This window comes from Corynebacterium maris DSM 45190, from assembly GCF_000442645.1.
Lineage (GTDB): Bacteria > Actinomycetota > Actinomycetes > Mycobacteriales > Mycobacteriaceae > Corynebacterium > Corynebacterium maris.
This window is the reverse complement of sequence record NC_021915.1, coordinates 1,354,268-1,378,807: the sequence shown is the minus strand read 5'-3', so window position 1 is coordinate 1,378,807 and position 24,540 is coordinate 1,354,268. Positions and strand designations below refer to the sequence as shown.

19 protein-coding genes are annotated in these 24,540 nt (G+C 65.7%); 4 read left to right on the top strand and 15 right to left on the bottom strand.

The window, feature by feature from the left end; translation table 11 throughout:
• Positions 1–30 precede the first annotated feature (30 nt).
• The 7 genes from argJ to B841_RS06450 form a co-directional block, all read right to left on the bottom strand.
• Positions 31–1,188 carry a bifunctional glutamate N-acetyltransferase/amino-acid acetyltransferase ArgJ gene (gene argJ, locus B841_RS06480; protein ID WP_020934687.1) on the bottom strand — a complete coding sequence of 386 codons (1,158 nt, stop codon included), beginning with the start codon at positions 1,186–1,188 and terminating at the stop codon, positions 31–33.
• A gap of 19 nt (positions 1,189–1,207) precedes the next feature.
• Positions 1,208–2,251, bottom strand: coding sequence for an N-acetyl-gamma-glutamyl-phosphate reductase (gene argC / locus B841_RS06475; protein ID WP_020934686.1), 1,044 nt, complete (start codon positions 2,249–2,251; stop codon positions 1,208–1,210).
• A 185-nt stretch (positions 2,252–2,436) separates the two neighbouring features.
• Positions 2,437–4,953: a phenylalanine--tRNA ligase subunit beta gene (pheT, locus tag B841_RS06470; RefSeq protein ID WP_020934685.1), complete on the bottom strand. Its 2,517-nt coding sequence runs from the start codon at positions 4,951–4,953 to the stop codon at positions 2,437–2,439.
• Between the two features lie 27 nt (positions 4,954–4,980).
• Positions 4,981–6,027, bottom strand: a complete 1,047-nt coding sequence (gene pheS, locus B841_RS06465; protein ID WP_020934684.1) for a phenylalanine--tRNA ligase subunit alpha — start codon at positions 6,025–6,027, stop codon at positions 4,981–4,983.
• A gap of 171 nt (positions 6,028–6,198) precedes the next feature.
• Positions 6,199–6,684 (bottom strand): TM2 domain-containing protein, encoded by a 486-nt coding sequence (locus B841_RS13335; protein WP_020934683.1) that lies wholly within the window; start codon positions 6,682–6,684, stop codon positions 6,199–6,201.
• 135 nt (positions 6,685–6,819) lie between these two features.
• Positions 6,820–7,095: an NINE protein gene (locus B841_RS06455; RefSeq protein ID WP_020934682.1), complete on the bottom strand. Its 276-nt coding sequence runs from the start codon at positions 7,093–7,095 to the stop codon at positions 6,820–6,822.
• A 6-nt stretch (positions 7,096–7,101) separates the two neighbouring features.
• Complete coding sequence (locus B841_RS06450; RefSeq protein WP_020934681.1) at positions 7,102–7,923, bottom strand: TrmH family RNA methyltransferase; 822 nt, start codon at positions 7,921–7,923, stop codon at positions 7,102–7,104.
• A 163-nt stretch (positions 7,924–8,086) separates the two neighbouring features.
• Here B841_RS06450 and B841_RS06445 point away from each other — a divergent pair, with 163 nt between their 5' ends.
• Positions 8,087–11,491 (top strand): bifunctional proline dehydrogenase/L-glutamate gamma-semialdehyde dehydrogenase, encoded by a 3,405-nt coding sequence (locus tag B841_RS06445; RefSeq protein ID WP_020934680.1) that lies wholly within the window; start codon positions 8,087–8,089, stop codon positions 11,489–11,491.
• Between the two features lie 164 nt (positions 11,492–11,655).
• On the opposite strand, the gene rplT is transcribed toward B841_RS06445, so the two are convergent.
• From rplT to uvrA, 5 genes are all read right to left on the bottom strand, one after another.
• The gene (gene rplT / locus B841_RS06440) at positions 11,656–12,039 is read right to left on the bottom strand and encodes a 50S ribosomal protein L20 (protein ID WP_020934679.1); all 384 of its coding nucleotides are present in this window, start codon (positions 12,037–12,039) and stop codon (positions 11,656–11,658) included.
• Positions 12,040–12,088: 49 nt separating this feature from the next.
• Complete coding sequence (gene rpmI / locus B841_RS06435; RefSeq protein ID WP_020934678.1) at positions 12,089–12,283, bottom strand: 50S ribosomal protein L35; 195 nt, start codon at positions 12,281–12,283, stop codon at positions 12,089–12,091.
• Between the two features lie 46 nt (positions 12,284–12,329).
• Entirely contained in the window at positions 12,330–12,914 is a 585-nt protein-coding gene (infC, locus tag B841_RS06430; protein ID WP_084481989.1) for a translation initiation factor IF-3, read from the bottom strand.
• A 211-nt stretch (positions 12,915–13,125) separates the two neighbouring features.
• A complete protein-coding gene (locus tag B841_RS13330; protein WP_156844729.1) occupies positions 13,126–14,022 on the bottom strand; it encodes a hypothetical protein in 897 nt (298 codons plus the stop codon).
• Positions 14,023–14,134: 112 nt separating this feature from the next.
• Positions 14,135–16,984, bottom strand: coding sequence for an excinuclease ABC subunit UvrA (gene uvrA / locus B841_RS06420; RefSeq protein WP_020934675.1), 2,850 nt, complete (start codon positions 16,982–16,984; stop codon positions 14,135–14,137).
• A gap of 113 nt (positions 16,985–17,097) precedes the next feature.
• On the opposite strand from uvrA, the gene B841_RS06415 reads away from it, so the two are divergent.
• The 3 genes from B841_RS06415 to B841_RS06405 all read left to right on the top strand — a co-directional run bounded on the left by B841_RS06415 (position 17,098) and on the right by B841_RS06405 (position 21,142).
• Positions 17,098–17,700 carry an MBL fold metallo-hydrolase gene (locus B841_RS06415; RefSeq protein WP_020934674.1) on the top strand — a complete coding sequence of 201 codons (603 nt, stop codon included), beginning with the start codon at positions 17,098–17,100 and terminating at the stop codon, positions 17,698–17,700.
• Positions 17,701–17,830: 130 nt separating this feature from the next.
• Complete coding sequence (locus B841_RS06410) at positions 17,831–18,754, top strand: DoxX family membrane protein (protein ID WP_449720068.1); 924 nt, start codon at positions 17,831–17,833, stop codon at positions 18,752–18,754.
• Positions 18,755–18,922: 168 nt separating this feature from the next.
• Positions 18,923–21,142 carry a HelD family protein gene (locus B841_RS06405; protein ID WP_020934672.1) on the top strand — a complete coding sequence of 740 codons (2,220 nt, stop codon included), beginning with the start codon at positions 18,923–18,925 and terminating at the stop codon, positions 21,140–21,142.
• A gap of 81 nt (positions 21,143–21,223) precedes the next feature.
• Here B841_RS06405 and B841_RS06400 read toward each other — a convergent pair whose 3' ends face one another.
• The 3 genes from B841_RS06400 to uvrB all read right to left on the bottom strand — a co-directional run bounded on the left by B841_RS06400 (position 21,224) and on the right by uvrB (position 24,423).
• Entirely contained in the window at positions 21,224–21,667 is a 444-nt protein-coding gene (locus B841_RS06400; protein ID WP_020934671.1) for a universal stress protein, read from the bottom strand.
• Positions 21,668–21,768: 101 nt separating this feature from the next.
• On the bottom strand, positions 21,769–22,215 hold the full coding sequence (locus B841_RS06395) for a universal stress protein (RefSeq protein ID WP_020934670.1): 447 nt from the start codon (positions 22,213–22,215) through the stop codon (positions 21,769–21,771).
• A gap of 84 nt (positions 22,216–22,299) precedes the next feature.
• Entirely contained in the window at positions 22,300–24,423 is a 2,124-nt protein-coding gene (gene uvrB, locus B841_RS06390; RefSeq protein WP_020934669.1) for an excinuclease ABC subunit UvrB, read from the bottom strand.
• Between the last annotated feature and the right edge of the window lie 117 nt (positions 24,424–24,540).

The following is a 24,540-nucleotide window of genomic DNA, read 5'->3' as shown; positions in this document are numbered from 1 at the left end:
GACGTTCAGGCACCGACCTTTCTGGGTTTTTTAGGTGGAGTACGCGGAGTTGATTTCGACGTAGTCATGGGACAGGTCGGTGGTGCGTACCGTCGCAGTGCCTTCTCCCCCGGCGCCCAAGTCGATGAGGACCTCGACGTCCGCGCCAGACAGGTCGACGTCGCGGGCGCCGGGCGCGCCGGTCGAGTCGACGCAGACGGGCTGGCCGTTGAAGTGCACGCTGATGCGTTCCGGGTCCATGTCCGCTTCGGCCATGCCCACGGCGGCCAGCACCCGGCCCCAGTTCGGGTCGGAGCCGAACATCGCGGTCTTGAACAGGTTGTCGCGGCCGACGGTCCGGGCGGCGTTGAGCGCCTGGGCGTCGTCGCCGGTGCCGGTGACGGTGACCTTGACTCGCTTGGTCACGCCTTCGGCGTCGGCCTGCATCTGGTCCGCGAGGTTCGCGCAGGCGGCCAAGACGGCGGCGTCGAGCTCGGCCTGGCGCGGTGTGACGCCGGAGGCGCCGGAGGCGAGCAGGAGCACCGTGTCGTTGGTGGAGGTGGAACCGTCGATGTCGAGGGTGTTGAAGGTCGGGGCGACCGCCTTGTGCAGCGCCTCGTCGAGCATCTCAGGGGTGGCGGAGGCGTCGGTGGTCAGGCAGACCAACATCGTCGCCAGTGACGGGGCCATCATGCCCACGCCCTTGCCCATGCCGCCGACGGACCAGCCGTCCGCCTCAATGAGGGTTTCTTTGGCCACCAGGTCGGTGGTCATGATCGCTTCGGCGGCGGCGCTGCCGTGGTCGCCGAGGGAGCTCGCCAACGCGTCGACGCCGGCGGTGATCTTGTCCATGGGCAGGAGTTCGCCGATGAGTCCGGTGGAGCAGACCGCGACGTCTTCCGACAGCACCCCCAGGGCCTCGGCGGTGCGCTGGACGGAAGCGGCGGCGTCCTTGTCTCCCTGGACGCCGTTGCAGGCGTTGGCGTTGCCGGCGTTGTACAACACCGCCTTGACCGTGCCGTCGGCCACCGCGGCGCGGGTGGCCTTGATCGGTGAGGCGACGACCCGGTTGCGGGTGAAGACGGCGGCGGCGTTGTGCTCGGGGCCGTCATTGACGACGAGCGCCATGTCGAGCTTGCCGGAGTGCTTGATCTGCGCGGCGGTGGCGGCGGCGGTGAAGCCGGCCGGGGCGGTGATGCCTGTACTCATGGTGGTGGTCTCCAGACGGTTAGGGAGCGACCGCGGCCAGCGGCAGTCCGTCGGTTTCGGGGTAATCGAGGGCGATGTTCATGCACTGCACGGCGGCGCCGCCGGTGCCCTTGGTCAGGTTGTCGAGGGCGGAGGTCAGCAGCAGTTTGCCCGACTGCTCGTCGACCTCGACCTGCACGTGGCACATGTTCGAGCCGACGATGTGCTGCGTCTGCGGTTGCTGGCCTTCCGGCAGCAGGTGCACGAAAGGCTCGTTTTCATAGAAGGCCCGGTAGGTCTTGGTGGCGATGTCCTGGGTGACGCCGTCCACCAGGGGCGCGATGGCGGTGGTGAGGATGCCGCGCGGCAACGGAGCCAGCACCGGCGTGAAGCTGACGTTGACGTCGGCATCGGTGTACTTGGACAGGTTCTGTGCCATTTCCGGGGTGTGGCGGTGCTTTCCGGCGGTGTTGTAGGCCTTGAGCGAGCCCATCGTTTCCGCGCCGAGCAGGGCCACGGAGCCCTTTTTGCCGGCGCCGGAGACGCCCGTGATGGCGGTGATCGAAATGTCCGGGACGATGAGCCCGCCCGCGACGGCGGGCAGCAAAGCCAGGGTGGATCCCGTGGGGAAGCAGCCCGGGACGGCGATGCGCCGGGCCCCGGCGATCTCCTCCCGGTGCCCCGGCATCTCCGGGATGCCGTAAGGCCAGAAGCCGGCGTAGTCGCCGCCGTAGTACTTCTCCCAGGCGGCGGAGTCGGTGAGTCGGAAGTCGGCCGCGCAGTCGATGACGAGGGTCTCCTCGGACAGCTGCTGGCCGATCTCGGCGGAGTGTCCGTGCGGCAATCCCAGAAACACGACGTCGTGTCCAGACAGGACCTCGACGGTGGTGTCCTCGATGAGGCGATCCGCCAGCTGCGGCAGGTGGCCCATGAGCTCGCTGACGCGCTGTCCTGCGTTGGAATGTCCGGTCAGAGCGCCGATTTCGAGCTCGCCGGAGAGATATTTCGGGTGGCTGAGGAGCAGGCGCAGAATTTCTCCACCCGCATATCCCGTGGCACCAGCTACAGCTACCTTGATCGTCATGTCCGCCAGTATAGCGTTTATGCGCTTGGCTGCAAATTATACATTCGGGCGCAGTTGTCCCGATTCTGCCACAACGACGGCCCCGTCCGCAGCCGCCGGCCAGAGACGAAAACCGCCGTACCCGACTCACGGGTACGGCGGCACGGGAAGGCGGCGACACGTTCAGCACGAACGTGTCCCACCCACTATGCGCGCATCTGGGCGCCCAGCTTCTCCTTCGCCGCCTCTGCTGCGGCCAGACGACGTTCGTTGGCCTCCTCGTCGGTCAGCGTACGGTCAGCCGCCCTAAACAGCAGCTGGAACGCCAGCGACTTCTTGCCGTCACCCAGCTGATCGCCGCGGAAGACGTCGAAAAGCTCGACGGCCTCGAGCAGATCGCCGGCGCCTTCCTCGATGGCGGCGCGGACGTCCGCCGCCGGGACGGACTCGTCGACGACCAGGGCGATGTCCTGGTGCAGCGCCGGGTAGGCGGAGAGCACCGGCGCAGGCAGGAGCTCGGTGGCCGGGAGGGCGTCGACGTCGATCTCCATGGCGCAGGTGCGCTCCGGAAGCCCGAGCGCCTCCAGAATCTGCGGGTGCAGCTCACCGGCATAGCCGACGACCTCACCACCCACCTTCAGCGCGGCACACCGGCCCGGGTGCCACGGCAAGACGTCCGCGTTCTCCACCTCGAGCTCGACCCCGGCGGCGCGGGCGACGAGGCGAGCCGACTCCACGGCGTCCGCCCAACCGTAGGCGCGGCCCTTGCCCCACGGCCCGGTGTAATCGATTTCGCCGACGCCGACGGTGGCGGCGTGCAGCGGCTGCCGCGGCAGAGTCTCCAGCAGTTCCCGCACGGTGTCTTCGTCCGGGCGGCGGGAGACGTCGGGCATCGGGGTCTTTTCCGCCCGCTGGAAGGCCACCTGTTGCAGACTGAACAGGGTCAGGTCCTTCCGGCCGCGGGCGACGTTGCGGGAGACGGCCTCGAGCATGCTCGGCAACAACGTCGTGCCCAGCACCGCATAATCGCTGTCCAGCGGATTCTGGACCCGCACCACCTGGCGGCGGGGGTCGTCCTCCGCCAGTCCCCAGGCGTCGAAGACGTCGTTGGCCATGAACGGGGACGGCAGGATCTCGGCGTAGCCCTGATACGCCAACGCATGCCCGACGGCGCGGTTGCGCTTCTGCACGGGGCTGAGCCCACGGCCGCCGACCGGGGTCGGCAGAACCAGGGGGATGTCGTCGAGGCCCTCGAGGCGGACGATCTCCTCGATGAGATCCTCGGCCATGGAGAAATCCGTGCGCCAGGTCGGCGGGGTCACCGCCAGGATCTCGCCCCGATCGACCACGCGGCAACCGACCTCCTCCAGTCGGGACACGACGGTCTCGCGGGAGTAGTCGACGCCGATCAGTTCACTCGGGTGGCTGACCCGCAGGTCGATCGGGTCGGCCAGGGAAAACTCGCCGACCAGGGTGCGGCCAGTCTCGACGGCGCCACCGGCGATGTCGACGAGCAGCGCGCAGGCGTAATCCAGGGCCGCCTCGACGACCGCCGGATCCACGCCGCGCTCGAAGCGGCGAGAGGACTCGGAGGTGAGCTTGTGGCGGCGCGAGGTGCGCGCCACCGTGATCGGATCCCACGTCGCCGCCTCGAAGTAGACGTCGGTGGTGGTCTCCGAGATTTCGGAGCGGGTGCCGCCCATGACCCCGGCCATGGACTGGATGCCCGTCTCGTCACAGATGACCACGTCCTCGGCGTGCAGTTCACGCGTGACGTGGTCGAGGGTCTCGAACTTCTCCCCCGCCTCGGCGTTGCGCACCGTCAGGCCACCGGTGATCTGACCGGCGTCGAAGGCGTGCATCGGCTGGCCGAGCAGCAGCATGACGTAGTTGGTGACGTCGGTGGCCGCGTTGACGGGGCGCTGACCGGAAAGCATCAACTCACGCTGCAACCAGAACGGGGACTCCGCAGCCGGGTCGATGCCGGAGACCTGGCGCAGCCCGAAACGCAGGGCCTTGGTCTCGGGGCGCACGTCGACATCGATGAGCTCGCCGTCGACGGCCGGCACCGTAGACAGATCCAGCCCGGCCACGGACGGCTCGGCGGCGAGATCGGTGTAGGTCAAGCCAAAGGCACTGGCCAGCTCACGGCTCAACCCGCGGGCGGACAGAGCGTAACCGCGATCCGGAGTGACGTTGACCTCGAAGGCCGTGTCCTCCAGCTGCAACAGGGACTTCGCGTCGTCGCCGGGGACGCCGTAATCCTCGGCCAAGGTGATGATCCCGGGGTTCTGCTTGTCCGTCAGACCGAGTTCGGCGGCGGAACAGATCATGCCGTTGGAGATGCGGCCGTAGGTTTCCCGGGCGGAGATCTCGAAGCCGCCCGGCAGCTCCGTACCCGGCAGCGCGACGACCACGAGGTCGCCTTCGACGAAGTTACGGGCGCCGCAGATGATGCCCTGCGGCTCACCGGTGCCGTTGGCCTGGCCGACGTCGACCTGGCAATAACGGATCGGCTTCTTGAACTCCGTCAGTTCCTCGATGTCGGTGACCCGGCCGAGCACCAGGGCGCCGCGGGTCTCCTCGATCCGCGCGTAGCCTTCCGTCTCAAAGCCGACGCGGACAAATCCGGCGTCGAGCTCCTCCGGGGTGACGGACCAGTTCTCCTGGGCCGGCGCCATGGCGCGCAACAGGCCGGTCAGCCAGTTCTGGGCGATGAACATCTATTTATTCCTTCCTGGTTACCGGGGTTAAGCCTGCACGCCGAACGGCAGGGTGAAACGGACGTCGCCTTCGACCATGTCGCGCATGTCGCTCAAGCCGTTGCGGAACTGCAGGGTGCGCTCCAGCCCCATGCCGAAGGCAAACCCGGTGTATTCCTCCGGATCCACGCCGACGGCGCGCAACACGTTCGGGTTGACCATGCCGCAGCCACCCCACTCAATCCAGCCGGCGCCGCCCTTCTTGTTGGCGAACCAGACGTCGACCTCGGCGGAAGGCTCCGTGAACGGGAAGTAGTTGGTGCGCATGCGCGTCTTGGTCTCCGGCCCGAAAAGCACCTTGGCCAGGTGATCCAAAGTGCCCCGCAGGTGCGCCATCGTCAGGCCCTTGTCCACCGCCAGCCCCTCGATCTGGTGGAAGACCGGGGTGTGCGTGGCGTCGAGTTCGTCGGTGCGGAACACCCGGCCCGGGCAGGCGATGTAGACGGGCACGTCGCGCTCGAGCATCGTGCGGACCTGCACCGGGGAAGTGTGGGTGCGCAGGAGCTGATGGGAACCTTCGGCGCCGATGTGGAAGGTGTCCTGCAGGGTGCGCGCCGGGTGGTCCGGTTTGAAGTTGAGGGCGTCGAAGTTGAAGTACTCCGCCTCGACCTCGGGGCCTTCGGCGATTTCCCATCCCATGCCGACGAAGATGTCGGACACCTGCTCCTTGAGCGTGGTGATCGGGTGCATGGCGCCCGTCTGCCGGCGGGTGGTCGGCACCGTCACGTCGACGGTTTCGGCGGCCAGCTGCTCGGCCTTTTCCTTGGCCTCGATGCGGTCGTGCACTTCGGCGAAGTGTTTTTCGACGGAGCCGCGGGCGATGTTCACCATCTTGCCCGCGTCCTTGCGCTCCGTTTTCGGCAACGTGCCGATGGCCTGGCGGGCGCGCGGAATGAATGCGCTGTCCCCCAGGTGCTCCCGGCGTGCCTCCTGGAGCTCCGCCAGGCTGGGGGCTGCGTCAAAGGCAGCGACGGCCTGCTCTGCTGCGGCGTTCAGCGACGCCTCGGTCAATTCAATGTCGGGCTGATCAGACACGTTGCGTTCTTCGACCCTTCGTAATCGCGCTTGGTTCGGACTCGATCCAGCATACCGGCGAGCGTCGGAGCCACCATGGATGAGTCCGTCGAAACACAGACATGGGCCTGTCTGGGCAAAAAATAACACCCGCACACGACGGTGCGGGTGAAAAGTAGGGTCAGGCGGGCGCTACCACGTGGTGGGCACGCCGTCGGAGTCGGTGGCCATGTATCCTCCGCCCGCTATGATGAGGATAAAATCGATCAAGACCCAAATAGATAAGGCTACCAGCAGGAAGACGCCGATAAAGATAATAGTGAGGAGAGTGCCTACCCCCAGCAGGATCAACTTGTTGATCCCGGCCTTGGTCTGCCCGTAGTAGAAGTTGTGGACGCCGAGGGAACCCAGGAAGAAACACAGCAGCAACGCGACGATGCGGGACTTCGGCTTCGATTGCACGCCGTGGTGTGGGGCCGATCCATACTGCGGCGCGGCACCGTACTGCGGGGTTACACCGTACTGGTTGGGGTGGTAGTTCGCCGGCGGCTGCGCATTGGGCTGCTGGCCGTAGCCGAAACCGCTGTGCGGCTGGGGCGACTGGGAATGGCCGGGGTAGCCGAAGCTGTTGTTCGGGTCGCCCTGGTGGGGATCCGGTTGTGCGAACGGGTTGGACACGGGCTGGGCCTTTCTCATCGTGTGCATGGCCGGAACAAGGCGTCGCAGCGTCACACGCAGTCACACGCGGCGCCGACCATATCTGGCGTTGAGCTTAGCGGGCGGGAGCCCGCATGTCGACCAGCGGAAACGGGCTCACCACTTCAACGGGATGTCGTGCCGGTCCGTTTTCATGTTGCCGACCCCGAACGCGATCATGATCGCCTCGAGGATCACCCACAAGCCGGCAAGGAAGAGCAGGGCCTGCCCGACGGCGAGCAGGCTCATGGCGATGCCGAAAGCGTTGAGCGCGATCTTGGCCAGGCCCAGGGTGTTGTGCCCCATGTAGAAGTTATGGACGCCGAGCCCGCCGAGCAGCAGGGCGAGGATGATGGCCAGGATCTTGGATTTTTGCGCGCGGGTTTCTTCCACCCTAATTTATTCTCCTTTCGCCCGGGCCTGGCCCCGGGCAGATTCGTAGAGGCAGATGGCGGCGGCGGTGGCCAAATTAAGGGATTCCGCACGGCCGCGGATGGGCACGCGCACGCGGTGGTCCGCCTTCGCCAGCACGTCTTCGCCGAGGCCGTGGGCTTCATTGCCGAAGAGCCAGGCGGTGGGGCGCGCCAGCAGGTCATCGGCGTCTTCGAGGTCGACTTCTCCGTCCGCGGCGGTGGCCAGGATGGTCAAGCCCTTGGCGCGGACCTGGCCGAGGACGTCGTTGACGTCGGCATGTCGGGCGACCGGGACGTGGAACAGCGAGCCGGCCGAGGCGCGGGCGGCTTTGCCGGACTGCGGGTCGACGGTCTCCCCGGCAAAGAGCACGGCGTCGGCGCCCATCGCGTCGGAGACGCGCATCAGGGTGCCGGCGTTGCCCGGCTCGGAGGTCTGCACCGGGACGGTCACCAGTTTCGGGGTCTTGCCCAACGCCTTACCGACGCTCCACAGCACCGGCGTACACACCGCGAACAGTCCGGTGGTGGTCACCGTGTCGGTCAGTGCGCGGGCGGCTTTCTCGTCGATGGCGTGGGTGTAGACGTTCATGTATCCGGCGGCGGTGACGATGTCGGAGAATCGCTCCGCGGCCCGCTCCGTCACGAACAGGTCGGTGGCCGACCCGGTGGACACCGCCGCATCTACGGCGTTCTCCCCCTCCACGAGAAAACGTTCCGCTTTTCGCCGCCCGGCGGAACGCAGCAGTTTTGCGGCGTTGACCACCCGCGGCGTCCGTTCCGTGAACGGCTGGGAAAAATCGAGGCTCATACGCGTCAGGTTATCAGCGCACTCCCCCTGCCAGGTGTACCAGATCCGGAAAGGTCGGACAGGACCCCGTCAGTTTCCATACACTGGCGACAGTAATTGAACGTGCCACAACTTGGGGGCGCGGGCGTGGCCCCGCCCCCACGACACCGAGGAGGCGGACGCCATGACAACCCCCACCCCAGACACCACGCTGGACGATTCCGTTGACACGGTTGTGAAGCAGGCACGTGCATGGCTCGCCGCCACCGAAGGCGAGCAGGACGAGGCCGCGCAGATGCTGGGACAACTGATGCAGGATCCCGCCGGCGTCGATTTCACGATGGATTTCGTGGACCGCGTCGCCCGCCCGGAGGACGACCACACCGCGGCGCAGGCGCTGCGCAAGATTCCCGAGGCCCCGGGCTTCCTCAGCGGAGTCGACCGCCTTCTGCTCAACGCGGGCACCAAGCTGGCCGGGGCGATCCCGCAGGTCGTCATGCCCGCCGCCCGCAAGCGCATGCGTCAGCTCGTCGGTCACCTGGTGCTCGATTCTGAAGGATCCACGTTGGATTCTCTGCTGGATGACGCCGCGGAGAAGGGACAGGAACTCAACCTGAACCTCCTGGGCGAAGCGGTCCTGGGCGATGACGAGGCCGCGGACCGCGCCCGACGCACGCTCGAGCTCATCGAAAATCCCCGCGTCACTTATGTCTCCGTCAAGGCGACGTCCCTGTGTGCCCAGCTCAACCACTGGGACGTCGACGGCAACGTGGAGCGGCTGAAAGAGCAGCTGCGTCCCCTCTACCGGGCCGCCATCGAGCAGAGCCCACGGGTGTTCATCAACCTCGACATGGAGGAATACAAGGACCTGCGGATGACCATCCGGCTGTTCACTGAGCTGCTCGACGAAGAGGAGTTCCGCGACTATGAGGCCGGCATCGTTCTCCAGGCCTATTTGCCGGACTCTTTCGATGCCCTGCAGGAGCTGGTGGAGTTCGGCCGCGCCCGCGTCGCCGCGGGTGGGGCCCCGATCAAGATTCGCCTGGTCAAGGGCGCAAACTTGTCCATGGAAAAGGCCGAGGCCGAGGTCCACGGGTGGAAACAGGCGCCTTATGACACGAAATCCGAGGTCGACGCCAATTATCTGCGGCTGCTCGACCATGTCCTGGTCCCGGAGAATCTGGGCGCGGTACGCATCGGCGTCGCCAGCCACAACCTCTATTCCTTGGCCGCCACCAAGGAAATCGCGGAGCGTCGCGGGGTCATGGAGCTCGTCGACGCCGAAATGCTGCAGGGCATGGCCCCCGCGCAGGCGCGGGCGGTCAAGGACTCCTTCCCTAACCTGATCCTCTACACCCCCGTCGTGGCCGCCAGCGATTTCGACGTCGCCGTCAGCTACCTGGTGCGCCGCCTGGAGGAAAACAGCGCGGACGAAAACTTCCTGCACGCGCTGTTCACCGTCGGCGACGCCGGTGAGCAGGCGATGGATGACCAGGAAGAGCGCTTCCGCAAGGCGGTCGCCGACCGCAAGGAAGTCTCCGCGGAGCCGCAGCGCCAGCAGAACCGGGAGGTCGATTCGGGACTCGGGTCAGGCACCCGCCCCGGCCGGTTCCGCAACGAACCGGACACCGACCCCGCCCTGGTGGCCAACCGCCGGTGGGGTGTGGAAGCACTGAGCACGGATCCCGGCCCCGTGTCGGCCCCGGAGGTCTCCGACCCGAAGAAGGTGGACGCAAGCGTCGAAAAGGCCCGTGATCTGGCCGTCGCCTGGGGCGCCACCGCCGGCGAAGGCCGGGCGGACGTCCTGGACGTCATCGCCGAGTCGCTGGCGAATCGGCGACAGGAACTGGTCTCCGCGATGGCGTGGGAGGCGGACAAGGCCATCGGCCAGGCCGACGTCGAAGTGTCCGAGGCCGTGGATTTCGCCACCTACTACGCCGAATCCGCACGCGCCCTGGGCACCGGTTACTCCACTTTCGTGCCAGATGGTCTGGTCGTGGTGACCCCGCCGTGGAACTTCCCCGTCGCCATCCCGGTCGGTGGCGTGTTGGCCTCGTTGGCCGCCGGCAGCGCCGTGATCATCAAGCCCGCCCCCCAGGTGGTGCGCTGCGCCGAGGTCGCCGTCGACGCCATCCGCGACGGGCTGGCCGCCGCCGGGGAGAACCCGGACCTGGTGCAGTTGATCCGCGCGGACGAGGGCGACGCGGGCAAGCGACTGATTTCGCACCCCCAGGTCGATCACGTCATCCTCACCGGCGCCTCGGAAACCGCCCAGCTGTTCCGCTCCTGGGACCCGCAGATGTCGATCTCTGCGGAGACGTCGGGTAAGAACGCCTTGATCATCACCGCCTCCTGCGATCCGGATCTGGCGATCGATGACTTGGTCGACTCCGCCTTCGGGCACGCCGGCCAGAAGTGCTCCGCCTCTTCCCTGGTCATCTTCGTCGGCCCGGCCGGTAAATCGAAGAGGCTGCGCACCCAGCTCTACGACGCGGTGCGCACCCTGAAGATCGGACGCGGCATCGACGTCTCCACCCGCATGAACGGACTCATCGAGCCGCCCGGAGAAAAGCTGGAAAAGGGGCTGACCACCCTGGAGCCAGGCGAGGAATGGTTGATCGAGCCGAAGCAGCTCGATGAGGACGGCACGCTGTGGTCCCCCGGTGTGCGCGACAACGTGCAGCCGGGTTCCTGGTACCACAAGACCGAGTGCTTCGGGCCCGTCCTGGGCATCATGTACGCCGACACCCTCGAAGAGGCCGTCGAATGGCAGAATCAGACCGGCTTCGGGCTGACCGGCGGCATCCATACTCTAGACACCGACGAGATCGCCTACTGGCGCAAGCACGTCGAGGTGGGCAACGCCTACATCAACCGCGGCATCACCGGTGCGATCGTGCAGCGCCAGTCCTTCGGCGGCTGGAAGAACTCGGCGATCGGGCCGGGCGCGAAGGCCGGCGGCCCGAACTACGTCGGCACCTTCGGCACCTGGGTCGACAATGACGCCCTCGCCTCCCCGGAGGTCAGCGTGCAGCCGCGGATCAACCGGATGCTGGAGAGCTGGACCGGGGAACTCGATGAGGGGGATCGTGAGTGGCTGTGGCGCGCGGCGGAACTGGACCAGCACGCCTGGGACACCGAGTTCGGCCGCGAGCACGACCGCACCGGTCTTCGCTACGAGACGAACATCTTCCGCTACCTTCCGTTGCTGGAGCCGCTGCTCGTGCGCATCGGCACGGGGGCCGCGCGCCGCGACGTCTATCGTCTGCTGCTGGCGGCCGCCCGCACCGGCTCCCCCGTTCGTTTCACCGCGCGACCCGAGGTCGCCGGCGATTTCCCCTTCGCGGAAAACATGACGGACGAGGATTTCGCCCGCCTGGTGACGGAACGGAACAACGCCCGTGTGCGCACCGTCGGCGCGGTCGATGACGCCCTGTATGAGGCTGCCGTCGAGTCTGATTCGGTGGTCATGGATTCCCCGGTGCTGGCAGACGGTCGGCGTGAGCTGCTCCCCTGGCTGCTGGAGCAGACGGTGAGCACCACGACCCACCGGTTCGGCATCATCCGGGAGCCGATGACCCGCTTCTGACGGCACGCGGCGCGTCCCGCGCCGGTCCCGGAAGGGCCATGGAGTCCTTCCGGGACCGGTGTTTTTCTGCGGTTCATACAGGCAAGGGCCTAGAAACGAAAAACCGTCGGTTCCCCTGTTGAACAGGGAAACCGACGGGTGTGCGTCGAAGACGCGAAGGCTGCTTAGGCGGCCTTCGGGGCGTTGACGTCCTCCGGCAGGCCGGCCTTGGCGGCCTCGCACAGCGCGGAGAAGGTAGCGAAGTCGTTGACGGCCAGGTCCGCGAGGATCTTACGGTCGACATCAATCTCGGCCAGCTTCAGGCCGTGGATCAGACGGTTGTAGGTGATGTCGTTCATGCGGGCAGCGGCGTTGATGCGCTGGATCCACAGCTTGCGGAACTCTGCCTTGCGCTTACGACGGTCGCGGTAAGCGTAAGTCATGGAGTGCAGCCACTGTTCCTTGGCCTTACGGTACAGGCGGGAGCGCTGACCGCGGTAGCCCTTGGCGGACTTCAGAATCGCGCGGCGCTTCTTCTTGGCGTTAACAGAACGCTTGACACGTGCCATTGTGTATCTTCCTTATTTCGTTGAGGGTTTTCTGGGCGGACAGGCGTTCTTATGCCCGGCCGAGGAGACGCTTCATGCGCTTGGTGTCTGCCGGGGAGACGTCCTTGGTGCCCTTCAGGCGACGGGTGCGGGTGGACGGCTTGCCCTCCAGCAGGTGACGGCGGTTGGCCTGCTCGCGACGCAGCTTGCCGGAACCGGTGACCTTGATGCGCTTAGCGGTGCCCTTGTGGGTCTTCTGCTTCATGGGTGATAAGTCCTTATTCCCGAATAGCGGTTGACGGTTGTCTGATCTACTTTTTGCCCTTGCCGCGGACCGGGCCGACGACCATCGTCATGTTGCGGCCGTCCTGCTTCGGCTTGTTCTCGACGACGCCGAACTCGGCGATCTCCTCGGCAAGACGATCCAGCAGTCGGAAGCCGAGCTCCGGACGCGACTGCTCGCGGCCGCGGAACATGATGGTGACCTTGACCTTGTTGCCCTTCTCCAGGAAGCGGATCACATTGTTCTTCTTCGTCTCATAATCGTGATCGTCGATCTTGGGACGGAACTTCTGCTCCTTGACCACGGTCTGCTGCTGATTCTTACGCGACTCACGGGCCTTCTGGGCCTGCTCGTACTTGTACTTTCCGTAATCCATGATCTTGGCGACGGGCGGCTTGGCGTTCGGGGCGACCTCGACGAGATCGAGGTTCGCCTCGTAGGCGACCTTGCGTGCGTCGTCGGTACGGACGACGCCTACCTGTTCGCCGGACGGGCCGATCAAACGGACCTCCGGAACACGGATTCGCTCATTAATGCGAGCTTCAGCGCTGATGTGGGGCTCCTCAATTAGCAGTGTGTAGTGATTCGCTACCGTGTCACACGCGAGGTTCATCCCTTGCAGCAAAAAACCGCGGCACCTTGGAAGGTACACGCGGATATGCCACATCAATCATGAAGGCCTGAAGCCTTCCCGACTGACCTTTACCCGGAACCAACCTGACGGCGGCATGGGGTGGGATGTTCTCCGCTTGCGACCCGGCGCCCTGAAGACGACTCGGGTGGTAGTGACAACTACCCTAACAAGATCTCCCTAACACTGCAAATCAGATGGCCGTGCAGATTGTCGCGGCGGGGAGCAAGTCAGCCTCCACCATCTCCTCTAACCCGGCGGCCAGATCACCCACCATCTGCACTGCCGTCGCGTGCTCACCGTCTTCCGGATGGACGAGCACGGCCATGCCGATGACCCCGCCCAGAGTCTCCAGCGCCCCCATCTGCCGGTAGGTGTACGGGCGCGATCCCCCGTCCTCCTCTGCGCTCCACCCGCCTTTGAAGTGCATCCCCTCAATAGACCCCAATCCGTCGACCTGCCACGGAACGATCTCTCCCATCGCCCGGTAGACCACCTCCGCATCGGGCAGGCAGGGAAGGTAGGAGGAAAATTCCGCCTGCCCCGCCAACGGCCAGGCGATCAGGCCAATGGGGGTCGGCGAAAATTCTGTGGCCAAAGACAACGCGTCGATTCCCCCGTAGGGGGCGAGCAGGTCCTCGAGCTGACGGGCGGCAGATGTCCCGCCGCCGAGCGACTGCCACAATTCCGCGGCAGGCATGTTCTCCGAGCGGGTGATGGCGGCCTCGATGAGTGCGTCCACGTCGGCGTTCCCGTCGAGCTCCGCCGCGGCCGTGGCTGCGGCGACGGCAATCGGCACCTTCACCGTCGACCAGGCGTGCCACCGGCCCGGATCGCCGGCCTGTACTACGCCGTGGCGGGTGGCCACTGCGACCCCGGCCACCCCTCCGTGAGTGTCCTGTACTTCATCGGTCAGCGCGGCTAATTTTTGTGCCACAGACTCGCCTGGATCTTGGTGCGGCGCCGCCACCGCAGTCGTGGACACCGTTGCACCGTCGTGCGGGACCGGCGGTGCGCAGCTCACCGCGGTAAGCCCCAGCGCCAGGGCGGCGACGCCGGAGTGAAGCGTTGTTTTTCCCCACCACGCCATGATTGCTTCGACCGTATCCCTTTGTTCGGTGGCCGCCCTGGGCGGCCAGGCTGCCGTTGAGTGGGGATTATTTTACGTCACCGGCAAACGGTCCCGAGGGCGGACCCGCCGGTCAGAGTATTTCGGCGAGGTACTGGCCGGTGTAGGACCCCTCTACCTTCGCCACGTCCTCCGGGGTGCCTTCCGCCACGAGCAGGCCACCGCCGGAGCCGCCTTCGGGGCCCATGTCGACGACCCAGTCGGCCATTTTGATCACGTCGAGGTTGTGCTCGATGACCAGCACGGAGTTGCCCTTGTCCACCAACCCCTGGATGACGAGCATCAGCTTGCGCACATCCTCGAAGTGCAGGCCGGTGGTCGGCTCATCCAGAATGTAGATGGTGCGTCCATGGGAGCGTTTCTGCAGTTCAGACGCCAGCTTCACGCGCTGCGCCTCGCCCCCGGACAACGTCGTCGCCGCCTGGCCGAGACGGACATACCCCAGCCCCACGTCCACCAGCGTGGCCAGGTAGCGGTGAATCGAGGTGATGGGCTCGAAGAATTCCGCGCCCTCCGAGATCGACATGTCCAAGACCTCGGCGATGGTCTTGCCCTTGTACCGGATCTCGAGGGTCTCCCGGTTGTAGCGGGCGCCGTCGCAGACTTCGCAGGGGACGTAGACGTCGGGCAGGAAGTTCATCTCGATTTTCAGGGTGCCGTCACCCTGGCAGGCCTCGCAGCGTCCGCCCTTGATGTTGAAGGAGAACCGCCCGGCCTTGTATCCGCGCACTTTGGCCTCCTGCGTTTCGGCGAAAAGGTTGCGGATCTTGTCGAAGACGCCCGTGTACGTCGCCGGGTTCGACCGCGGGGTGCGGCCGATCGGCGACTGGTCGATCTGGATCAGTTTGTCCAGGTGGTCCATGCCCTCCACGCGTTTGGCGCGGCCCGGCACCTGGCGGGCCCGGTTGAGGGTGTTCTGCAGGTTTTTCGCCAAAATCTGGTTGATCAGGGTGGATTTCCCGGAGCCGGACACGCCGGTGATGCAGACCAGTACGCCGAGCGGGATGTCCACGTCGATGCCCTGCAGGTTATTCTCCCGTGCCCCGACGACGGTGAGCTGGCGGGCGGGGTCGATCTCGCGGCGCTGCTCCGGGACCCCGAGGGAACGCCGGCCGGCGAGGTAGTCGCCGGTGATGGATCCTTCGATCTCCAGGATGCCCTCCGGGACCCCCTGGTAGACGACCTCACCGCCGTACTCGCCCGCCTTCGGGCCGATGTCGATCATCCAGTCTGATTCGCGGATGGTCTCCTCGTCGTGCTCGACGACGAGGAGGGTGTTGCCGATGTCGCGCAGGCGCTTCAGCGTCTCAATCAGACGCTTGTTGTCGCGCTGGTGCAGGCCGATGGACGGCTCGTCGAGCACGTACATCACGCCGGCGAGGCCGGAGCCGATCTGGGTGGCCAGCCGGATGCGCTGCGCCTCACCGCCGGACAGGGTGCCGGCGGCACGGTCCAGAGTGAGGTAAGTCAGCCCCACGTCGACGAGGAAGCGCAGCCGGGCCTGAATTTCCTTGAGCACCGCGTCTGCGATCTGACGTTCCCGGGAGGCCAGGACGAGGGTGTCCAGGAACTGCGCGGCGTCGGCGATGGACATCGCGGTCAGGCCCGCGATGGACTTCTCCCCGTCGGATTCCGAATCCAACCGCACGGACAGGATTTCCGGCTTGAGGCGGGCGCCTTCGCAGGTCGGGCAGGCGATTTCGCGAGTGTAGGCCAGGAACCGTTCCTTTTGCTTCTCGCTTTCGGCCTGTTCCAATTTGCGGTCCATCCAGCCGCGCACTCCCTCGAAAGGAGCGGTCCAGTTGCGGACACGTCCGAAACGGTTCTTGTAGCGGACCGACACCTTGGTGGAGGTGCCGTTGATCAGGGCGTCGCGCTGTTTCTTCGTCAGCTTCGAAAACGGCGTCTCCGGATCGAAGTCGAGGGCCTCGGACAAACCGTCGACGAGTTTCTCGAAGTAGTTGCGGTTCGGCGAGGAGGTCCACGGTTGCACGGACTTGTTCGCCGGAGCGTCCGGGTCGGGAATGAGCAGGTCGATGTCGACCTCGGTGCGGGTGCCCAGGCCGTCACAGGCCGGGCAGGCGCCGTAGGGGCTGTTGAAGGAGAACGCCCGCGGCTCATATTCGTCGATGTCGAGCGTGTGCCCGTTCGGGCAGGCCATCTTCTCAGAGAAGATCCGGTGGCGCTGCGGGTCGTCCTCCGGAAGGTCGACGTAGTCGATGCCCACCAGTCCGTCCGCCAACCGCAGGGCGGTTTCCACGGAATCGGTGAGACGCTGCTTCTGCGACTCTTTGACCTGCAGTCGGTCGACCACGACGTCGATGTCGTGCTTGATCTGCTTCTTCAGCTTCGGCGGGTCGGACAGCTGATGCAGCTCGCCGTCGACCATGATGCGCGAATAGCCTTGTGAGGCGAGGTCCTTGAACAGGTCGACGAACTCGCCCTTGCGGGTGCGGACGACGGGGGCGAGCACCTGGAACTTGGTGCGCTCCTCCCCTTCCAGCACCTGGTCGACGATCATCTGCGGGGTCTGCCGGTCGATCTTCTCGTCGCAGACCGGGCAATGGGCGGTGCCGGCGCGGGAGAACAGCAGACGCAGGTAATCGTAGATCTCCGTGATGGTGCCCACCGTCGACCGCGGGTTGCGGTTGGTGGATTTCTGGTCGATCGACACGGCGGGCGACAACCCGTCGATGAGGTCGACGTCCGGTTTATCCATTTGGCCGAGAAACATCCGGGCGTAGGAGCTCAACGACTCCACGTACCGACGCTGCCCTTCGGCGAAGATGGTGTCGAAGGCCAACGACGACTTGCCCGACCCGGACAGGCCGGTGAACACGACCATTTTATCGCGGGGCAGATCGACGTCCACGCCCTTCAGGTTGTGTTCGCGGGCACCTTTGACGACGAGACGGTCAGCCACTTGTCTTGTTCCTCCCCTTGATGAATCCGGGCCCGGCCGGCGCACCCGGAAAGATGATCTCGAACGTACCATCGACGACGAATTCGCCGCTATTCCTGGCTAGGCTAGTCCGCATGACCACCGCACTGAAGCTTCACCGGATTTCCGTGTCCGAGACGGACAATAACTGCTACCTGCTCGCCGCTGGCGACGAAGGACTTCTCATCGACGCCGCCGACGATCCTGACGCCCTGCTCGCGATGGCGGAAGAGGCGGGGGTCAGCATCACCATGGTGTTGACCACCCATCGCCACGCCGATCACGTCCGGGCGTTGCCGGATGTGCTCGCACGCACTGGCGCGACCCACCTTACGTCGTTTCTCGACTCCCCCGCCCTACCCGCGGACGCCGACGTCGAGCTCGAGCAGGGAGACGTCATCGAGTTCGCGGGGCATGAACTGCCCGTGGCCATCCTGCGCGGGCACACCCCGGGTGGGGCGTGTGTGGCCGCGGAGATCGACGGGGTGGTCAACCTGTTCGTCGGTGACAGCCTCTTCCCCGGCGGGGTGGGCAAGACCGAGTCCGAGTCGGATTTCGCCCGTCTTTTCAACGACGTCAAGAGCCGTCTTTTCGACGTGTACCCGGACGAAGCGATCGTGCGCCCTGGCCATGGAAAATCCACCACGCTAGGAGCTGAGCGCCCGCACCTCGACGAGTGGTGGGCCCGCCGTTGGTAAGGCCCTGCGGCGTATCTTTTCCGCCACCTGGACGGGCCAATCTCGCTACAGTGGAAGAAGTAAAAGAATTTTTTAACGTCAACCCTCACGCAAAGGAGCGTCGAACATGATCCGTAAGATCGCACGACCGATGCTGGCATCCGTTTACATCGCCGACGGAGCGGACACCCTGCTCAATACGAGCGCACACGTCCGGGCAACCGAAAACGTGCTGGACAAGGTCCGCTCCATCCTTCCCGATGATTGGGCCCGCAACGTCCCCAACGACCCGGAGCTGGTCGCCCGTGCGATGGGCGGCACCAAGGTCGGCGCCGGCGCCCTGCTCGCCTTGGGCAAGGCTCCGCGTCTGTCGGCCGGCACCCTGGCGCTGGTGTCGGTGCCGACGATCATCGGTCGCTACAATTTCTGGGAGGCGGACAACGACGAGGAGAAGTCCTCCCGCCGCAACGGCTTTTTGACCAACGTGGCCCTTCTCGGCGGCCTGGCCATCACCTCCGTCGACACCGCGGGTAAGCCTTCCGTGGCGTGGCGCGCTAAGAAGGCCGGTCAGGTGACCGGCGACAAGGTGCAGTCGGCGCTGCCCACGAAGAGCCAGTCCCAGAAGACTTTCGACCAGGCCAGCAACTGGGTCGGCGACAAGGCCGGTCAGGCACAGGACGCCGTGACCTCCTATGTCGACGACCACAAGGATGACTGGAAAAAGTCCGCCGACCAGGCGGCGGGCGTGGCGTCCGGCTGGCTGGACACCGCCATCGACTCGGGCAAGAACCTCATCGACACCGTCCAGTCCGAGGCCCCGAAGTGGGCGAACCAGGCGGAAAAGACTGGCCGTGACCTGCTCGACGAAGCCCAGAAGACCGGCAAGAAGCTGAACAAGCGGGCCGTGAAGGCCGCCGACAAGGCGCAGGACCGGGCGGATGACGCCCTGTCCAAGGCGGACAAGAAGACCGGCGGCGCCGCGAAGCGCGCCAACCGTAAGGCCGAGAAGTTCCAGAAGGAAGCCGACAAGGCGGTCAACCGCGCCGTGAAGAACGTGAAGAAACAGCTGAACTAACGTTCCCGCCTTCGCCGCTCCTGCCCCAGACGCCGCCTCCGCCCTGCCGGATGCGGCGTCTGTGTCTTTCTCCGCGCTCCGTCCGGCGGACGCGTGCGGGCAGCGAAAATTCCCGACGCTGCTGATATGCTGGAACACCACTTTTTACACATTCGGAGGATGATCCAGATGGCCGATGCCCGCGAGCGTGAAATCGCTGCCGAGCAAGAGTACGTGGATGACCTGTTTGAGCGCCTCGATCAAGAAGTGGCGGCGGCGAATGAACGGCTGCGGCAAGTCCAGCTGGAAGTGGACCCCGCCAACCCCGACGCCGACGCCCTCGTGCGTCGCGAAACCGAGTACCACGGGCTCAACTCCAAGCTGGACCGTCTCAACCTCGCTCAGACGGGGTTGGTGTTCGGCCGCATCGACATCGCCAGCGACGCCCCGGAAAACCCCGTCCCCGGCCACCCCGAGTTGGAACGCCGTTATATCGGGCGCATGGGGCTGGATGACAGAGCCGACAATTACCGCACTTTGCTGCTGGACTGGCGCGCCCCCATGGCGCGTCCTTTCTACCTGGCCACCACCGCCCAACCGGAGGGGGTCACCGTGCGTCGCCACTTACGTACCCGGGGCCGGACCGTCACGGGCATCGACGACGAGGTGCTCTCCGGAGACGGCTCCGAGGTCACCCGCCAGGGCGTGGGCAGCGAGACAGCCCTGTACCACGCCATGCAGCGGGCGCGTACCGGGCACATGCACTCCATCGTGGAGACCATTCAGCGGGAGCAGGACCAGATCATCCGGGACGCGACCCGCGGGGTGATGGTGGTGCAGGGTGGACCGGGCACGGGCAAGACGGCGGTGGCTCTGCACCGGGTGGCGTACCTGCTGTACACGCACCGCGACCAGCTGGCGAAGACGGGCGTGCTCATTCTGGGCCCGAACTCGACTTTCCTGGAGTACATTTCGCGCGTGCTGCCGGAGCTGGGTGAGACGGGCGTGGTGCTGTCCACCGTCGGTGACCTGTTCCCCGGCGTCCGGGCGACGGCGTCGGAGTCCCTGGCAGCCCGGGAGATCAAGGGCTCGGAGGAGATGGTCACGATCCTCAAGCGCACGGTGCAGTCGTACCAGGCGGTGCCGGAGAAGCCCCGTCCGCTGCGCGTCGAAGGGTTGGAGCTGCAGGTGTCTCCGGCGATGGTGAAGAAGTCGCGGACCCGGGCGCGTCGTTCGCGGAAGCCGCACAACGACGCCCGCGCGGTGTTTGCGGAGCATTTGATCGAGCAGCTGGCGGCGGTGATGGCGCAGCGTATCGGCGCCGATCCGCTGGGCGGGTCGAATCTGTTGTCCCGGGCGGACGTGGATCAGCTGCACGATGACCTGGCGGACGAGCCCGCGGTCCTCGAGCTCGTCGACGACCTGTGGCCGGAGCTCTCCCCCACCGAGGTGTTGGCGGATCTGCTCACCAGCGCTGCGGCCATCGAGGAGGTCGCGGGCGACTACGACGACGACACCAGCGAGGCCCTGTGGCGGGAACCGGGCGGAGGGTGGGCGCCGTCGGACGCGGCGCTGCTGGATGAACTCGCGGTGCTTATCGGCCTGCCGGATCCGGACCAGGCCCGGGAGAAAGAGGAGGCCGCTTGGCGCAAGCAGGTCGACGCCGCCGAAGACGCGCTGGATATCTTGGAGAGTTCCGCGTCCACGGACACCGACGACGATTTCTTCGAGGCGGAGATCCTGTCGGCGCACGACGTCATCGACGCGGAGACGCTCGCGCAGCGCCAGCAGGTGCGCGATATCCGCACCACCGCGGAGCGGGCCGCCGACGATCACACCTGGGCGTTCGGGCACGTGGTCGTGGACGAGGCCCAGGAGTTGACGCCGATGGAATGGCGCATGGTGTTTCGTCGCAGCCCGTCCCGGTGGATGACGCTGGTGGGCGACACCGCCCAGACCGGCGCGCCGGCGGGGGTGGATTCTTGGGCGGATGCGCTGGAGCCGTTTGTGGGCGGGCGCTTCCGAGTGCATGAGTTGACGGTCAACTACCGTACGCCCGTGGAGATCATGGGTACGGCCAACGACATCCTCGCCGCCATTGATCCGGAGGCGACGCCGGCGACGGCGATTCGCGAATCCGGTGTGCCGGTGGAGTTTCTGCCCACCGGCACGGATCCTGCGTCGCTGCATTTCGAGGGCGACGGCCTGGTGCAGATCATCGACACGGACAACGTGGGCCAGATCAAGGGCTTGGAGTTCGACCACGTCGTGGTGGTGGAGCCGACCGAGATCACTGAGGCCTCGCCGCAGGGGTGGCAGGACTTGTACGTGGCGATCACCCGCGCGACGCAGACGCTGACCGTCATCGGCGAACTGCCGGACGTCGACGGAGAGTACAGCGAGGAGTAAGCGTCCGAGGAAAGCACGACGCTCCGCCGTCCCTGCGCGGCAGGGCGGGCGGAGCGGGTCGACGGCCGTCGGCGTCGTCGTTTACTTGACGGTGTGGACGATCATGACGTCGCAGTCGGACTGGCGGGCGACGTCGGCGGGCACAGAGCCGAGCAAACGTCCGGTCAGCGAGTTGATGCCGCGGTTTCCGACGACCAGCAGGTCGGCTTTGTTGTCGTTGACGATCGACATCAGCGCCTGCACCGGAGTGCCGGGGCGAATGGCGGTCTCGACGCTCTTGGCACCGACGGCACGGGCGGCGTCGGAAGCGGCTTCGAGGTTCTGCTGCGCCTTGTCGTCGCCCAGGATGGTGACGGAGTCTTGGCGGAGGGTCTTGGACGCCTCTTCCTTGTCCTCGTAGTAAGCGCAACCGATGATCAACGTCGCATCGAAGGCGGCCGCGATACGGGCGGCACGCTCTACCGCGAGCATCGAGGACTTGGACCCATCGGTGCCGACGACGATCTTCTGGTAGTTCTCGCTCATAATGCCCTTTCGAAAGTTCCGACTGCGGAGGTGGTGGGTATACAGTACCGTAATCCTAGCAATTTCAACTCTACTCAGGTGAGCGTTCTGGCGTCTGCCTGTTATTCGGTGTGGACGAGAACCACGTCGACGTCGGAGCGACGCGCCGTCTCGGTGGGGATGTTGCCGAAGAGACGGCCGGCGAGTGAATTGACCCCCTTGTTGCCCACCACGAGCAGGTCCGCCTCGTTTTCTTCCACAGCGGCGATCAACTCGTTGACGGGCGCGCCGTCGCGGTGCTGCAGTTCGATGGTGGGGGCCCCTTCCTCCTCCGCCACGCGGCGGGCCTCATCGAGGTATTCTGCGGCGCGACCTTCGCTGACGACGGGCAGCGTCGAGGTGTCGCTCGTCGGGCTGGAGATGAGCAGGGAGCCGGAGTCGCCGTGATAGGCGCTGACCACGATGAGGGCGGCGTCGTAGACGCGGGCCAGGCTGGCGGCGTGGCGCACCGCTTTGAGGGACGTGTCGGAACCGTCGGTGCCGACGACGATGGTGCGGTAGCTGAACATGGAGCGCCTCCCTGAAGAGAATACCTTTATTGCGATAACGTACTTATGTATTACCACAGCGCCGTCGGCCACCGCAGGAAAGTCCTAGATCCCGGCCTCCTTCAGCCCGCGCAGCTCTTTGCGCAGCTCCACGATCTCATCGCGTAACCGGCCGGCGAGCTCGAACTTCAAGGCCCGGGCGGCCTCCCCCATCTGCGCGGTCATGTCGTCGATGAGCTGCTGGACCTCCTCCGCCGCCATCGACGAGGTGTCGGGCTTGTCCACCAGCGCGGCGTCCGCGGCCTGCGAGGTCTTCGGCTTCGTGGACTTGTCCCCGTAGCTGTCGTCGTCCGAGTTCTCGTAGACCTGGTCCAAGATGTCCGCGATCTTCTTGCGCAGCGGCTGCGGATCGACGCCGTGTTCCTCGTTGTAGGCGATCTGCTTCTCCCGGCGGCGGTCCGTCTCCTCGATGGCGTACTGCATGGAGTCGGTGACCTTGTCCGCGTACATGATCACCTCGCCGGAGACGTTGCGGGCCGCGCGCCCGATCGTCTGGATCAGCGACGTGGTCGACCGCAGGAAGCCCTCCTTGTCGGCGTCGAGGATGGCCACCAGGGACACCTCCGGCAGGTCGAGTCCCTCACGCAGCAGGTTGATGCCCACCAGCACGTCGTACTCACCCAGCCGCAACTGCCGCAGCAGCTCCACGCGCTGCAGGGTGTCGATGTCCGAATGCAGGTAGCGCACCCGCACCCCGTGCTCCATGAGGTAATCCGTCAGATCCTCGGCCATGCGTTTGGTCAGGGTGGTGACCAGGACGCGCTCGTCCTTGTCCGTGCGGGTGCGGATTTCATGGATGAGGTCGTCGATCTGGCCGTCAGTGGGCTTGACCACTACCTTCGGGTCAACCAGTCCGGTCGGGCGGATGACCTGTTCGACGAACTCGCCGCCCGCGGCCGCCAACTCGTAGTCGCCCGGCGTCGCCGACAGGTAGACCGTCTGGCCGATGCGCTCCTCGAACTCCTCAAAGGTCAACGGTCGGTTGTCCGTCGCCGAGGGCAGGCGGAAACCGTGTTCGACGAGATTGCGCTTGCGCGACATGTCACCTTCGAACATGCCGCCCACCTGCGGGACGGTCACGTGCGACTCGTCGATGATGGTGAGGAAATCCTCCGGGAAATAGTCGATGAGCGTGGCCGGGGCGCTGCCGGGCTCACGGCCGTCCATGTGCCGCGAGTAGTTCTCGATGCCGGAACAGAACCCGACCTGCTGGATCATCTCCAGGTCGTACTCCGTGCGCATCCGTAGCCGCTGCGCCTCCAGCAGCTTGCCGCGGTTCTCGAAGTCGGCGAGCCGCTCCGCCAGTTCCGACTTGATCGCCTTGACTGCGGCCTCCATCCGGTCTTCGGAGGCCACGTAGTGCGTCGCCGGGAACACCCGCACCTCGTCGACCTGTCGGATCACGTCGCCGGTCAGCGGGTGGATGTAGTAGAGCGCGTCGATGTCGTCGCCGAAGAACTCGATGCGCACCGCCACTTCCTCATAAGCCGGGATGATGTCCACGGTGTCGCCCTTGACCCGGAACGTGCCCCGGTGAAAGTCGATGTCGTTGCGCTCGTACTGGACGTCGACCAGCAGACGCAGAAACCGGTCGCGGTCGACCTCCTCGTCGACGCGCAGGACGATGGAGCGATCCAGGTAGGACTGCGGCGTGCCCAGGCCGTAGATGCACGACACCGAGGACACCACCACCACGTCCCGGCGCGACAGCAGCGCGGAGGTGGCGGAGTGTCGCAGCCTTTCGACGTCTTCGTTGATGGAGGAGTCTTTTTCGATGTAGGTGTCCGTCTGCGCGATATAGGCTTCGGGTTGGTAGTAGTCGTAGTAGGAGACGAAGTATTCGACGGCGTTGTGGGGCAGGAGTTCGCGCAGTTCGTTGGCGAGTTGGGCGGCGAGGGTTTTGTTGGGCGCCATGACCAGGGTGGGCCGTTGTTGTTGTTCGATGAGCCAGGCGGACGTCGCTGATTTGCCGGTGCCGGTGGCGCCGAGCAGGACGACGTCTTCTTCGCCGCGGTTGAGCCGTTCGTCGAGTTCTTTGATGGCGGCGGGCTGGTCGCCGGAGGGCTGGAAGTCGCTGACTACCTGGAATTCGCCTTCGGCGCGTTCGACGTCGCCGACGGGGCGGAACTCGGAGTGCGGGATGACGGGGTGTTCGCCTGCAAATGCCATGGTTTAAGGATACGTAAGTGTCAAGGTGTCTTTATGATGGGCGCGTATGAGGTGTCCTTCGATCGTTTCGGCGCGTTGCGGTGACGCGGGCCCTTCTGGGGTGCGGGGAGGCGGTCG